Raw genomic sequence first — 13,062 nt, 5'->3', positions numbered from 1 at the left:
GCGCGCACAAAAAAGCGCCGGCCGGGAGATCGAGCTCCCGGCCGGCGCCAACCGTCAGCGACCGGTGTACTGCGGATCCTCCGGCGGCAGCGGCGCGATCGGCTGGTCGGCCATGATGTTCTTCATCGCGCCGAACCAGGTCTGGGCGGGGGTTTTGCCGCCGAACATGTTGCCGGTGCCGCAGGTGGTGACGGTGCCGACGGAGCGGAAGCAGAGGCCGCCCGAGCCGCCTTCGGGGCGGAAGACCATGGCTGCGCCGGCCATTTGCGGGGTGCCGGCGACGAAGGTCGCGGAGCCGTTGTTCTGGGTGGTGCCCGTCTTGCCGAGGATGGGGCGGTTCCAGCCCACGGCGGCGGCCGCCGCGGCCGAGGTGCCGCCAGGCTGGTCGTCCCTGCTCATGCCGACGACCATCGTGTTGGCCAGGCCCTCAGGCACCGCTTGCGCGCAAGGCTCTTCCTTGTAGGGCACGGCTTTCCCGTTGCGGTCGCTAATGCCGGACAGCGGTGTGGGCGGGCACCAGACGCCGCCGCTCAGGAGGGTCGCGGCGACGTTCGCCATCTCCAACCCGCTCGTCGGGCTGAAGCCGAGCGTGAACGCGCCGAAGCCGGGAGTGCGGTCGGTCGGGCCGTATGCCTTGGCCTGGCTTTGGGCCCTGGCCGGGTCATTCGGGTCAACGGGACCACCGCCGGTGTTGCTCGCCATCGTGTTCTTCATACCGAGCCGCACCGCCATGTCGATACCCGGTGCGGTGCTGCCGAGCTTGTCCTCGAGTGCCACGAACGCGGTGTTGGGAGAAGTCGCCAGCGCACCCTGAAGCGTGTTCGACGCGCCGTAGTGCCCGGCGTTTCCGACGCAGTACCAACGGGAACGCAGCGGCGGCCCGGTGGGTGGGCATTGGTCGCCACCACCGGAGAACACGTGCGACGTGTAGCTGTCGCCGACCGGAATGTTGCTGTAGATCCCGGCAATCCCACGGTCCAGCACAGCAGCCGTCGTGAAGATCTTGTAGCTCGATCCCGCCCCGCCGGTGTTGTACACACCGGACGGCAGCGCAAACGTCGTCTGCCCCTGATCCGCGTCGATCCCGTAGTCCCGGTTCGCCGCCAACGCCACCACTTCATGGCGCGTCTTCCCTGGACGCACCAACGAAAGCGTGTTCGCCACGTTTTTCTGCGTCTTCTTGACCTGCGTCTCCGCCGAGACCTTCGCCTCGTGGTTGGCCTTTTCGTCCAGCGTGGTCTTGATCGTGTAGCCGCCGGTGTACAGGTCGTCCTTCGAGAAGCCGGCCTTCAGCAGGTAGTCCTCGACGTACTGGCAGAAGAAGCCGTTCTCCGGGCCGGCGCCGGTGCAGTTGGACGCGGGCTTCGCCGGGGCGTCGGGGACCACGCCGAGCGGCGAGGCCTTGAAGCGGTCGGCGTCGGCCTTCGCGAGTTTGCGGTTGTCCACCATGCGGTCGAGCACGAGGTTGCGGCGCGCGGTGGCCTTGTCCGGGTGCTTCCACGGGTCGTTGTTGATCGGGTTGTTCACCAGGCCCGCGAGCAGCGCCGCCTGGGGCACCGTGAGTTTCTCGGGCGTGGTGTTGAAGTACGCGTGCGCGGCGGCGCCGATGCCGAAGATCTGGCGCGAGAACTCGACGATGTTCAGGTACCCGGCCAGGATCTGCTGCTTCGACAGCTTCGTCTCGAGCTGGATGGCGATGCGCGCTTCCTTGAGCTTGCGCGCGAGGGTCTGCTCCTGTGCCTTCTCCTGGCCGACCTTGTCGCCTCGGTACACGACGTTGATCAAGTAGTTCTTCACGTACTGCTGCGTGAGCGTCGAAGCACCCTGCGTGTCACCGCCGGTGCTGTTGGACACGGCCGCGCGCAGCGTGCCCTGCCAGTCGACGCCGTGGTGCTCGTAGAAGCGCTTGTCCTCCACCGACACCAGAGCCCACTGCATGGCCTCGTTGATCTCGTCGGCCGCCACCGGGATGCGGTACTGGTCGTACAGCGTCGCGATGGGCTTGCCGCCCGAGTCGGTGATCGTCGTCACCAGGGGTGGCGGGATGTCGGCGAGGTCGGACGATGTCTTCTCCACCGTCTCGCTCGCCTGGTTCGACGCGACGCCGGCCGCGCCCACCACGGGGAACAGGATTCCGGCGACGAGCACCCCCGCGAGCAGACAGAGGCCGATGAGCTTGAAGAGACCGTCCGTTTTGCGCACGAAGGCCAGGGTACTGAAGGCCAGTTGTGCTCCCGTTACCTCACACCCGCCAGGGGTCGACAGTAGTGACAAAACGGACCCCATGAGGTGACTTCCGGTAACGGAATGCATGCTAGGTCTTGGCGGGGGGAACCGAAGGCCCCTACAGTCCGTCAACGTCTCACGAAAGATTTGCCGACCGACGGCCCAGTGCGAGTGGGAGCTCCTCTGGACCGAACGGCGGCAGCGGCACCGGGGAGGTGCCGTCACCGACGTGGGAGCAGAGGGAGACACGCTCGCGGGGGTGGGAGCGGGAGCTTCACCTTCGCTGGTGTCGAACACCAGGGTAGGGAGCTGGGGGTATGGAGACCAACCAGTCGAGCTGGCGCATGAGCGCGTCGTGCCGGGATGCGGATCCCGACGGGCTCTTCGTGCGCGGCGCCGAGCAGAACCGGGCGAAAGCCGTGTGCATGGGGTGCCCGGTTCGCACGGAATGCCTCGCCGAGGCACTCGACGGCCGGATCAACTTCGGTGTCTGGGGTGGCATGACCGAACGCGAGCGCCGCGCGTTGCTGCGCCGGCGTTCCGATGTCACCAGCTGGACCGAGCTGCTCGAGGCGGCGAAGCGCGACGCGCTGGAAGGCGCACAAGTCAGCTGACACCTTCGTGAGTGGCTGGGCTGGGTCGAGACCAGGCCTAGCCACTCACGAGCTTGGTGCCGATGTCGCGCAGACCTTCGAGGTCGTGCACGTCACCGGCCAACGCCGGCACTCGCACCAGCGGCACTTCCGGATGTGCTTTCGTGAACCGCGCCAGCAGCCGGTTCTCCCGCTCGGCCAGCGCCACGCGGTCGGCGTGCAGCCGCAGCACGGCCTCGGCCAGCGGTGCGCTCGTGTCGCCCTTCTGCAGCGACTCCGCGGCCGCGATCGCCTCCGACGCCGAAAGCGACGCGAGCACCGGGTGCGTCCGGTTCGCGACGAGACCCGCGAGCGGCATCGACTCGTCCGCGAGCCGCTCGACGAAGTACGACGCCTCGCGCAGCGCGTCGGGCTCCGGCGCGGCGATCACGAGGAACGACGTGCCGCTGGAACGCAGCAGCTCCGCCGTCTTGCGCGCCCGCTCGCGGAACCCGCCGAACATGCTGTCGAAGGCCTGCATGAACGCCGACGCGTCGGCCAGCAGCTGCCCGCCGATGATCGTCGACACGGCCTTGGCGAACATCGAGAACCCCGCGCTGACCACCTTGCGCAGCCCCCAGCCGCCCGCCTTCGCGGGGCCGGTCAGCAGCCGGATCATGCGCCCGTCGAGCGCGCTGGACAGGCGCGTGGGCGCGTCCAGGAAGTCGAGTGCCGAACGGCTCGGCGGCGTGTCGACCACGATCAGGTCCCACTCGTCCGTGGCGGCGAGCTGGCCCAGCTTCTCCATCGCCATGTACTCCTGCGTGCCGGAGAACGACGTGGAAATGGTCTGGTAGAAGGGATTCTGCAGCAGCTGCTCGGCGCGCTCGGGGCCCGCGTGCACGCGCACCATGTCGTCGAACGTGCGGCGCATGTCGAGCATCATCGCCCACAGCTCGCCCTTGGGCTCGAACCCTGCCACCTGCACCTGACGCGGGTGGTTGCCCAGCTCGCGCAGTCCCAGCGCCTGCGCCAGGCGGCGCGCCGGGTCGATGGTCAGGACCACGGTCTGGCGGCCGCGCTCGGCCGCCCGCAACGCGAGCGCCGCCGCGGTGGTCGTCTTGCCGACGCCGCCGGAGCCGCAGCACACGATCACGCGGCTGTCCGGGTCGTCGAGCAGGGCGTCGACGTCGATCACCGTCATCAGCGCACCCCCTGTTCCAGCAACGCTTCCGCGAGGTCGTAGAGCGCCGCGACGTCGACGCCGTCGGTGACCTCCGGCAGCTCCAGCGTCGGCAGGTCGGCCTCGGCGAGCTGCTCGCGCGCCCGCTGCTCGGCGGCCACGCGCACGGCGTGCTCGACCGTCTCCTCCACCAGCGCTTCGAGTGTGTCGTCCGGCAGCTTCAGCCCGGCCGACGCGAGGCCCGAGCGCACGCGGCCGGCGTCCACGCGACCGTCGGCGGCCGCCGTGACCGAACGCGCGGGCAGGCGCGGCGGGCGCACGCGGTTGACCATGACGGCGCCCGGGCGCAGGTCGGCGCCGTCGAGCTCCGCCACGGCCTCCACGGTCTCGCGCACCGGCATCTCTTCCAGCAGCGTGGTGAGGTGGATGGCCGTCTCGCCCGAGTGCAGCAGCCGCACGACGCCGTCGGCCTGGCCGCGGATCGGGCCGGTCTTGGCGAGGTCGGTCAGGGCTTTGGTGACGTCGAGGAACTTGACCACGCGGCCCGTGGGCGGCGAGTCGACCACCACGGCGTCGTAGGTGTGGCGGCCGTCGGACTCCGTGCGGCCCACGCACTCCTTGATCTTCCCGGTGAGCAGGACGTCACGCAGGCCCGGCGCGAGCGTGGTCGCGAACTCGATCGCGCCCATCCGCCGCAGGGTCCGGCCGGCGAAGCCCAGGTTGTAGAACATCTCGAAGTACTCGAGCAGCGCGGCCTCGACGTCGATGTGCAGCGCGCGAAGCTCGCCCCCGCCGGGGACGGACGCGATGCGCTGCTCCGCGTACGGCAGCGGCTCCGTGTCGAAGAGCTGGGCGATGCCCTGGCGGCCCTCGACCTCGATCAGCAGCACCCGGCGGCCCTCGCGCGCGAGGGCCAGGCCCAGCGCCGCGGCGAGGGTGGTCTTGCCGGTGCCGCCCTTGCCGGTGACGAAGTGCAGCCGGGCCCGGGTGAGCTCGTCGGGCCAGCCGGCGGAGGGTGTGGTCACACCGTCAACACTAAACCGGCGCTCAGCTCGCCAGCACCATGACGCCGACCGCAGCCGCGACCACTGCCACGAGGATCCAGGTGAGCGCGCCGGGCAGCACGGTGAGCGTGAGCACGGCCACCACCACCAGCGCCGTGAACGTGATGGCGCCGCCGATCGCGACCCGGGCCGAGCTGTTCACGCGGTCGCGCACCTTGGCCATCACCACGAGCACGAGCGGCAGCCCGGCCGCGGCGAGCAAGGCGGTCGCGACGATCCGCCACGTCTCCACGACCCCACGCTAGCGAGCGTCGAAGGTGTGAAGTGGACCACATCCGCCGACGGTCAGTGAGTCGTTCACCTGGACGGGTGCACCTGTGTTCCCCTGAGCGGCTCGGCCGTTGGACGGCGGTGGCCATGACCGCCCTTGCCCGCTTGGCTACGCTCCCCGGTCATGAGCGCCACCAAATGGGAGTACGCGACCGTCCCCCTGCTGATCCACGCGACGAAGCAGATCCTCGACCAGTGGGGCGAGGACGGCTGGGAGCTGGTCACCGTGCTCCCGAACCCGAGCGGCGAGCAGCACGTCGCGTACCTCAAGCGCCCGAAGAGCTGAGGGGGACCCGTCGTGACCTGGACTTCCCGGCTCGCCGAGCTCGGCATCGAACTGCCCGGCGTCGCCGCGCCGCTGGCCGCCTACGTGCCGGCCGTGCAGAGCGGCTCGCACGTCTACACCTCCGGTCAGCTGCCCTTCGTCGACGGCACGCTCGCCGCGACCGGCAAGGTCGGCGCGGAGGTCAGCCCCGAAGAGGCCAAGGGCCACGCCCGCACGTCCGTGCTCAACGCGCTGGCCGCGGTGCACGCGCTCGTGGGCATCGACTCGGTGACGCGGATCGTCAAGGTGGTCGGCTTCGTCGCGTCCGCGGAGGGCTTCACCGGCCAGCCCGCTGTGATCAACGGTGCCTCGGAGCTGCTCGGCGAGATCTTCGGTGACGCGGGCAAGCACGCCCGCTCGGCCGTCGGCGTCGCGGAGCTGCCCATCGGGGCGCCCGTGGAGGTCGAACTGATCGTGGAGGTGAAGTGATGGACCCCGACATCGAACAGTCCCTGCACGAGCTGCTGATCCGGCTCGCGGGCCGCACGCCCGACCAGCTCCTGTGGCGGTTCCGCGACTGGCTGGGCGAGGGGGCGATGGGCACGCTCGCGCGCACGCTCCCCAGGTCTTTGCTTAAGCACAGGATCGACCTGGACCAAACCGAGTACCGCCTGCTCGTCGCGGGTCTCATCCCGCACGGCGCCGACTGGCACCAGGTCAGTTCCACCCTGGGGGTAGACGACGTCACCGAGACCAGGTACACATTCACACCGAGTGCGCCCGAATGGGTGAACTCAGTCGACTCTGTGTCCGTCTTGCTCCACGCAACGTTGCGAGGACGCGCGGATGTGGGGGAAGTGCGGCAAAGCTGGCGACACCTCGGTGTGGTCGGTGAGGGTGGGGCCAAGCGAGTCCTGCTGGTGACGGCGACGTCCGGGCTGCCGAGGCTCACCGGCGAACTGCAGCGCGTGCTGCGGGTGCTGGGGGACGAGGAACCGAGCGTCGAGGTCATCCCACCGCGCTTCGACCTTCCCGGGTACCACCGGGCCGCGCTCGCCAATTCCGAGCTGGTCTGCGTCGGCGCCGCGGGTTCCGGTAATCGACTCGTCGCCGCTTAACGCTCGAGCCGCCAGGCGAGCTGGGAGGAGCAGAGCAATGGTGGAGGTTCACGAAGGCCCGCCCATGGACGGGTTCTCGGTGCCCCTGCGCCTGCACAACTTGTTGCTGGCCCTGGCGGGCCGCATCGACGACAGCGCGCTCACCGAAGCGCGTGAGCTGATCGCCCGCGCGCACATCGACGAAGCCGTGGAGCTGACGACTGGCACGCTCATCGCGGGCCGCATCTCCGTCAGCTCCGCCGAGCAGCGCGAGCTGGCGCTGGTGCTCGAGATGAGCCGCTCGGACGCGACGCTCGCCAACGACCTGCTGGTCGACGAGGCCGAGCAGGTCCACAGCCATCGCTTCACCGGCGACAACCAGCCGGAGTTCGGGCTGGCCGAGGCGCTTGACCGCACCCTGCAGGTGCTGCCGGACGTCCGCTCGGTGCACGCGGTGTGGCGCAACACCCCGGCGGGTTCCGTGCCGGGTGCGCTGCCGCAGCGTGTGGTGCTGGTGGAGCTGGGCCCGGAGGGCAACCCGCCCGCCGTCGCGTTCCGCGTCGACACGGCCCTGCGCCGCGCCGGCATCCGGTCCGTCGTCGAGGTCAGCGGCCCGGGTGTCGCGCGGTCCGCGTACCACCAGTCGGCCGCGTCCGTCGCCACGCCGGTGTGGGTCACCGGCAGCACGCACACGTCGACCTCGGAGTACCGGCCCGAGCCGGTCGTGACCCCGCCGCCGGCCCCGGCACCCACCCCGGTGCCGACGCCCGTGGTGGAGCCGGTGGTCATGGAGGCCCCGAGCCGGCACAGCATCCGGCAGACACCCGAGGCCGTCGCCCCGGTGGTGCCGATCGTGCAGAACACGCCGGCCCCGCAGACGGAAAACTCGCGCAAGTCGCGGTCGGAGACGCGCGCCGAGCGCACCGCCGACCTGACGCCCGCCGAGGTCGCCCAGCTGCGCCAGGCGCTCGCGGAGGACCCGGAGAAGGGCCGCGAGATCGCCGCGGGCAAGCCGAGCATGCACGAGGTCGTGGAGCTGCCGGCGCTGGACCTGGACGACCCGAGCCTGTCGGAGCGCGACCGCGCGCTGCTGCGGGAGCTGCACGAGGAGCTGGCCGAGCGCGAACGCGCCGAGGCGGCCCGGCTGCGGCTCAACGGCGCGTCCCGTTCGGGTGGCGACCGCTGGTCGTCGTCCTGAGGCTCTGACGCTTCGATCGCAGCCCCGGGCCCCGCGTGGGTCCGGGGCTGCGGTGCGTCGGTGACATGTCACAACTTGTGGGCGTGAGGTCACGGGTGCGAGGTATGTTGCCTCGGTGGATCGGCCGCGTGAGTTCCTTTTCGACATCCCCGTGGGGGCCGGAGTCAGCACGAGGGCGAACGCCGACGGCCCGCCCGTGACGCCCAAGGACGCCGCCACGGTGATCCTCACCCGCGACGGCGCGGACGGCCTCGAAGTCTTCCTGCAGCACCGCGTGAAGGGGATGCCCTTCGCCGGCGGCATGACCGTGTTCCCCGGCGGCGGGGTGGATCCGCGCGACGCCGACGCGTCCGTCGCGTGGGCCGGGCCGCGGCCGAGCTGGTGGGCCGGGCAGTTCGCGTGCGACGAGAACCTCGCCCGCGCGCTCGTGTGCGCGGCCGTGCGTGAGACGTTCGAGGAGTCCGGCGTGCTGCTGGCGGGTACGGAAGACGCGGTGGTCGCCGACGTCGCGCCGTACGCCGAAGCCCGGAAAGCCTTGGAGAGCCGGGAGATCTCACTCGCCGCGTTCCTCGCCGACGCCGGGCTGACATTGCGGGCGGACCTGCTGCGGCCGTTCGCGCACTGGGTCACGCCGCCGCAGGAACCGCGCCGCTACGACACCCGCTTCTTCTCCGCGAAGCTGCCCGAAGGCCAGCGCGCGGACGGCGCGACGTCCGAGGCGCTCGCCACCGGCTGGCAGCGCCCGTCGGCCGCGATCGGCGACGCCCGTGAAGGCCGCCGCATGCTGATGCCCCCGACGTGGCTCACGCTCACCGAGATCGACGAATTCACCACGGCCGAAGCCCTGCTGGCCGCCCCGCGCGAGATCGTGCGGACCATGCCGACCCTCATCAAGGAAGGCGACCGCTTCCGCGTCGTCCTCGACCCGACGGAGGCCTGACCGGTGACCGCTCCCGCGTACGGCGTGCTTCGCCGCGTCTCCGAGACCGCGCAGGTGCTGCTGGAGAACAACCCGTCGACGATGACGCTCGAGGGCACGAACAGCTGGATCCTGCGTGGTCCGGACGCGTCGGCCGGCGTGGTCGTCGACCCCGGGTACCGCGACCTCGAGCACCTGGAGAAGCTCGCGGCCGTCGGTGCCGTCGAGCTCGTGGTCCTGACCCACCACCACGCCGATCACGCCGAGGGCGCGCCGCGGTTCGCCGAGCGCGTGGGCGCGCCGATCCGGGCGTTCGACGCTTCGCTGTGCGTCGGCGCCCCGGCCTTGGCCGACGGTGAGGTGTTCACCGCGGGCGGGCTCGGGTTCCGCGTGCTGCACACGCCGGGGCACACCGACGACTCCGTGTCCCTGCACGTCGCCGGCCAGATCCTCACCGGCGACACGATCCTCGGGCGCGGCACGACCGTGCTCAAGGACCTCGGCGACTACCTGCGGTCGCTGCGCAAGCTCATCGCGCTGCCGGACGGCACGCCCGGCCTGCCCGGCCACGGCCCGGAGCTGGCCGATCTGCCCGCGACCGCGCGCGAATACCTGGCCCACCGGGAACAGCGGCTGGACCAGGTGCGTTCCGCCTTGAAGGTGCTCGGGGCGGACGCGTCGCCGCGACAGGTGGTCGAGGTGGTCTACGCGGACGTCGACCGGGCGCTGTGGGCGCCTGCCGAAATGAGCGTGCGGGCGCAGCTGGACTACCTACGTGCTTCGGAGGACGGGCGATGAGTGACGTCGAGGTCGAGTTCTACTGGCGGCCGGGCTGCGGCTTCTGCGCGGCGCTGCGGCGGCCGCTGATGGCGAGCGGCCTGAACGTCAAGGAGATCAACATCTGGGAGGTGCCGGGGGCGGCCGAGCGCGTGCGCGAGGTGGCAGGTGGCAACGAGACCGTGCCGACGGTGATCGTCGGGTCGACCGCGATGGTGAACCCGTCGTTCGCCGAGGTCGAGGCGGCGGTGAAGGCTGCTTCGGCGGCCTGACGGCTGGGGAATGGGCCGCTCACCGGGCTGGTGAGCGGCCCTTTCTGTGCCCGGAACTGCTCAGAAGGCGGTGAGCAGGGGGCTGTCGATCACGGGCCGTTCGCCGTGCAGGAACGCGGTCCAGACCCGACGGAGGTCGTCGACTTCGGTCAGGCCGGCGGGGGCGCCTTCGAGCAGCGCCGCCCCTCGCGCGCGGTCCTGCGTGCCGAAGAGGAACCCGACATCGACGCAGTGGCCGGCGCCGTACGGGTTGCCCGGGGCCGCCCAGTCGAAGCGCATCAGCGTGGCGTCCGGGCCGAACTGCTTGGCCAGCCGAGGCAGGTCGCCGCTGAAGATCTTGGCCGTGTACTCGTCGACCTCCTCCTGAGGGGCGGTCACGTTGTAGATGCGGGTCTCGTCGCGGGTCCAGCTGACCAGGGCCGGCCCGGGACGCACGGCGGCGACGAGGTCGCCGGCGACGAGGTCCTGGTCGGCGACCAGCTGGAACGGCGGCGCGATCCGCCACGGTCCCCGGTGCCGCACGGCGAGCTCCGTCATCCCGTTGAGCAGCTGATCCGCCGGCAGGGTGGCGAGCCCGTGCGCGCGGCTCGGGTCAAGGCCCAGGACGTCGAGGTATTCGGCGGCCCACCCGGCGGCCTCCTCCGGCGTCTGCGGCACCATTCCCACGGGCGCGCTCTGCAGCGCGACCTGGTGGGTGAGGCCCTGCGCCCGCGGTGCCGACCAGAGCGCGAGCGCCGACTGCGCGCCCGCCGACTGACCGCCCAGGGTGACACGGCCGGGGTCGCCGCCGAAGGCCGCGATGTTGTCGCGCACCCATTCCAGCGCCGCGAGCTGGTCGGCGATCCCGAGGTTCGGCCGGCTGACACCGTCGAGCGCGAGGAACCCGAACACGCCGAGGCGGTAGTTCACCGTGACCACCACGGCGTCGGCCTCCTGCGAGAGCCGGGTGCCGTCGTACCAGTCCTGGCCGCCGGAGCCGGTCACGAACGCACCGCCGTGGATCCACACGAGCACCGGGCGCGAACCGGTGACCGACGGCGTGAAGACGTTGAGCGACAAGCAGTCCTCCGACTGCGGCAGCGACATCGGCCCGACCACCGCTTCGAGCCGGGACGGCGGCTGGACCGGTGCCGGGCCGGGTTCCAGCGCGTCGCGCACGCCCGTCCACGCGGGTGCTTTGGCCGGCGGCTGGAAACGGTGCTGGTGGGCGTAGGGGATGCCGCGGAACGCGCCGCCGGCGCCGCGGACCTTGCCATGGGTGGTCTCGACGATCATTGTGGTCACCTTTCGACGAAACCGAGAGCCGCACCGCCGGCGTGCGCGGCGGGGACGAAGAAGCCGCCGCCGCGCAGGTCGACGGTGGGCAGGCCGGCCTCTGTGGCCAGTTTCCTTGCGGGAGCGAGGTTTTCGACGGCGACGGTCTGCGCCGCGAAGTACGGCAGGCGAGGTGCCTGCTCGCCGGGGAGGACGTCGTCGAGCCTCGTCGCGGGGACGAGGTCGAGGCGGCCGGTGCGCAACGGGAACGAGTTGTTCGTGGGCTTCCGGTCGAGAATTTGTTCGTAGCGCCGGGTGTAGGCGGGCAGGTCGGCGTCGGCGACGACGAGCTGGACGCTGTCGAGGCCCGTGGCGGTGTTGGCGTGGCTGAGGAACTGCGGCTGGAACACGTACTCCGGCGTGAGGTGCTCAGCCGTGTGCAGGATGCCTTCCGGCGTGCGGTCGCGCAGCAGGTGGACGCTGCGGAACCGCGCGGTGCGGGGGCCTTCGGGCGTGTCGACGTCTCGTTGCAGGGAAAGCACGCCGGACTTCGACAGGCCGGCCTCGCGCAGCCGTCGCTCGGCGGCCTCGGTGTCGGGCACGCCGAAAGACACGCCGTGCAGGCCGTCGCCGCGCGCGACGATCGGCAGCACGTGCCACGGGTCGCCCGCGGCCGCGTCGACGATGCCGATCAGCTCGACGAACGAGTCGCCGAAGTACGCGCAGCGGTTGGCCGTGCAGCTGAGCGTCGGCTCGCTACCACTCGTGCCCGCGGCGAAGTGGCGCGACGGTGGGCTGAGGGTGAAGCCGAGCCGCTCGTAGCGCTGCCAGACGCGTTCGTAGTGCTGGGCCAGGAAGACGGTGTGGTCGAGGTTCATTCACGGCTCCTTCCGGTGGTCCCGACTCTCGTCCGCACCGGCGGTTCCAGCTGCTCATTCGCTCCGGATGCTCGAAATCCGACACGGCATAGGCTGATCCGGTGGATTCACCTCAGCTCGACGACCTCGACCGCCGGCTGACGCACGCGTTCCAGCTCGACGGGCGCGTGCCCTTCAGCCGCTTGGCCGAGGTGCTGGGCGTGTCGGACCAGACCGTGGCGCGGCGCTACCACCGGCTGCGTTCGACGGGGGTGGTGCGGGTCGTGGGCGTGCCGGAGGTGACGAAACTCGGGCGCGTGGTGTGGCTGCTGCGGGTGCGCTGCATGCCCGACGCCGCGGGCGCCATCGCCACGGCCCTCGCGCGGCGCGACGACACGTCGTGGGTCAGCCTGACGTCCGGCGGCACGGAGATCGCCTGCTACACCTCGGCGCCCCGCCAGGAGGCCGACGAGGGCCTGCTGCTCGGGCAACTACCGCGCACGCCGCGCGTGGTGTCCGTGACGGCGCACCGGTTGCTGCGCCGCTTCGCCGGTGGCCCGGCGGGCTGGCCTGGTCGCGCCAGTGCCCTGAACGCCGCTCAGGTCGCCGCGCTGACCCCCGTCTGGGACGGCAGCGCAGTGACACCGCGTCTGGAATCGGGCGACGACGCCCTTTTCGCCGCCCTGGCCCACGACGGCCGCGCGTCGCTGGCCACCCTGGCCACCGCGTCGGGACGCTCCGAAACGACCGTCCGCCGTCGCCTCGAGCACCTGCGGGCCACCGGCGCCCTCTACTTCGACGTCGAGGTCGACGCCGCTCTCCTCGGCGCTTCCCTGTCGGCCCTGTTGTGGCTCGGCGTCACCCCTTCCCGCCTCGACGCCGTGGCCCGCGAGGTCGCGACCTATCCGGAGGTCGCGCTCGTCGCCGCCACCACCGGTCCGACCAACCTGACGCTCAGCATCGGTTGCCGCGACGACGACGCCCTCTACGACTTCCTCGCCACCCGCCTCGGCGCCCTCCCCGGCATCCACCAGGTCGAGACGGCGCCGATGATCCGGACCATCAAACGCTCGGGCAGCTGGGTCGCACCCTGAAACGTCCCCGCTCG

15 protein-coding genes are annotated in these 13,062 nt (G+C 71.2%); 9 read left to right on the top strand and 6 right to left on the bottom strand.

Annotated features, from left to right (window positions below; translation table 11 throughout):
- Positions 1 to 54 precede the first annotated feature (54 nt).
- The gene (locus tag AB0K15_RS18340; RefSeq protein ID WP_364051252.1) at positions 55 to 2,202 is read right to left on the bottom strand and encodes a transglycosylase domain-containing protein; all 2,148 of its coding nucleotides are present in this window, start codon (positions 2,200 to 2,202) and stop codon (positions 55 to 57) included.
- Between the two features lie 341 nt (positions 2,203 to 2,543).
- On the opposite strand from AB0K15_RS18340, the gene AB0K15_RS18335 reads away from it, so the two are divergent.
- A complete protein-coding gene (locus AB0K15_RS18335; RefSeq protein ID WP_364051249.1) occupies positions 2,544 to 2,840 on the top strand; it encodes a WhiB family transcriptional regulator in 297 nt (98 codons plus the stop codon).
- Positions 2,841 to 2,877: 37 nt separating this feature from the next.
- On the opposite strand, the gene AB0K15_RS18330 is transcribed toward AB0K15_RS18335, so the two are convergent.
- From AB0K15_RS18330 to AB0K15_RS18320, 3 genes are read right to left on the bottom strand one after another with little or no spacing between them, the layout of a single operon-like run.
- Complete coding sequence (locus tag AB0K15_RS18330) at positions 2,878 to 4,002, bottom strand: ArsA family ATPase (RefSeq protein ID WP_364051246.1); 1,125 nt, start codon at positions 4,000 to 4,002, stop codon at positions 2,878 to 2,880.
- A complete protein-coding gene (locus AB0K15_RS18325) occupies positions 4,002 to 5,006 on the bottom strand; it encodes an ArsA-related P-loop ATPase (RefSeq protein WP_364051243.1) in 1,005 nt (334 codons plus the stop codon). Before AB0K15_RS18325 ends, AB0K15_RS18330 begins: the two co-directional genes overlap by 1 nt.
- Before the next feature lie 22 nt (positions 5,007 to 5,028).
- Positions 5,029 to 5,277 carry a hypothetical protein gene (locus AB0K15_RS18320; protein ID WP_364051240.1) on the bottom strand — a complete coding sequence of 83 codons (249 nt, stop codon included), beginning with the start codon at positions 5,275 to 5,277 and terminating at the stop codon, positions 5,029 to 5,031.
- Positions 5,278 to 5,439: 162 nt separating this feature from the next.
- On the opposite strand from AB0K15_RS18320, the gene AB0K15_RS18315 reads away from it, so the two are divergent.
- From AB0K15_RS18315 to AB0K15_RS18285, 7 genes are all read left to right on the top strand, one after another.
- Positions 5,440 to 5,601: a DUF4177 domain-containing protein gene (locus tag AB0K15_RS18315; protein WP_020664158.1), complete on the top strand. Its 162-nt coding sequence runs from the start codon at positions 5,440 to 5,442 to the stop codon at positions 5,599 to 5,601.
- Between the two features lie 12 nt (positions 5,602 to 5,613).
- Positions 5,614 to 6,069 carry a RidA family protein gene (locus tag AB0K15_RS18310; RefSeq protein ID WP_220244881.1) on the top strand — a complete coding sequence of 152 codons (456 nt, stop codon included), beginning with the start codon at positions 5,614 to 5,616 and terminating at the stop codon, positions 6,067 to 6,069.
- The gene (locus tag AB0K15_RS18305; protein WP_220244880.1) at positions 6,069 to 6,698 is read left to right on the top strand and encodes a hypothetical protein; all 630 of its coding nucleotides are present in this window, start codon (positions 6,069 to 6,071) and stop codon (positions 6,696 to 6,698) included. Before AB0K15_RS18310 ends, AB0K15_RS18305 begins: the two co-directional genes overlap by 1 nt.
- A gap of 37 nt (positions 6,699 to 6,735) precedes the next feature.
- Positions 6,736 to 7,875, top strand: a complete 1,140-nt coding sequence (locus AB0K15_RS18300; protein ID WP_364051235.1) for a hypothetical protein — start codon at positions 6,736 to 6,738, stop codon at positions 7,873 to 7,875.
- A 115-nt stretch (positions 7,876 to 7,990) separates the two neighbouring features.
- Positions 7,991 to 8,815, top strand: a complete 825-nt coding sequence (locus tag AB0K15_RS18295) for an NUDIX hydrolase (protein WP_364051232.1) — start codon at positions 7,991 to 7,993, stop codon at positions 8,813 to 8,815.
- 3 nt (positions 8,816 to 8,818) lie between these two features.
- Positions 8,819 to 9,592, top strand: coding sequence for an MBL fold metallo-hydrolase (locus AB0K15_RS18290; protein WP_364051229.1), 774 nt, complete (start codon positions 8,819 to 8,821; stop codon positions 9,590 to 9,592).
- Positions 9,589 to 9,843, top strand: a complete 255-nt coding sequence (locus tag AB0K15_RS18285) for a glutaredoxin domain-containing protein (RefSeq protein ID WP_364051226.1) — start codon at positions 9,589 to 9,591, stop codon at positions 9,841 to 9,843. The genes AB0K15_RS18290 and AB0K15_RS18285 overlap by 4 nt, the downstream gene beginning before the upstream one ends.
- Before the next feature lie 60 nt (positions 9,844 to 9,903).
- Here the strand turns inward: AB0K15_RS18285 and AB0K15_RS18280 are convergent, their stop codons facing one another.
- Both AB0K15_RS18280 and AB0K15_RS18275 read right to left on the bottom strand, forming a co-directional pair.
- Positions 9,904 to 11,118, bottom strand: a complete 1,215-nt coding sequence (locus tag AB0K15_RS18280) for a carboxylesterase family protein (protein WP_364051223.1) — start codon at positions 11,116 to 11,118, stop codon at positions 9,904 to 9,906.
- Positions 11,119 to 11,123: 5 nt separating this feature from the next.
- Complete coding sequence (locus tag AB0K15_RS18275) at positions 11,124 to 11,975, bottom strand: VOC family protein (protein ID WP_364051220.1); 852 nt, start codon at positions 11,973 to 11,975, stop codon at positions 11,124 to 11,126.
- A 101-nt stretch (positions 11,976 to 12,076) separates the two neighbouring features.
- Between AB0K15_RS18275 and AB0K15_RS18270 the strand changes: the two genes are divergently transcribed.
- Positions 12,077 to 13,048, top strand: a complete 972-nt coding sequence (locus AB0K15_RS18270; RefSeq protein WP_364051217.1) for an AsnC family transcriptional regulator — start codon at positions 12,077 to 12,079, stop codon at positions 13,046 to 13,048.
- The last annotated feature ends 14 nt before the right edge of the window (positions 13,049 to 13,062 follow it).

It is taken from the genome of Amycolatopsis sp. NPDC049253, assembly GCF_040678995.1.
GTDB lineage: Bacteria > Actinomycetota > Actinomycetes > Mycobacteriales > Pseudonocardiaceae > Amycolatopsis.
This window is presented reverse-complemented; position numbering and strand designations above follow the sequence as displayed.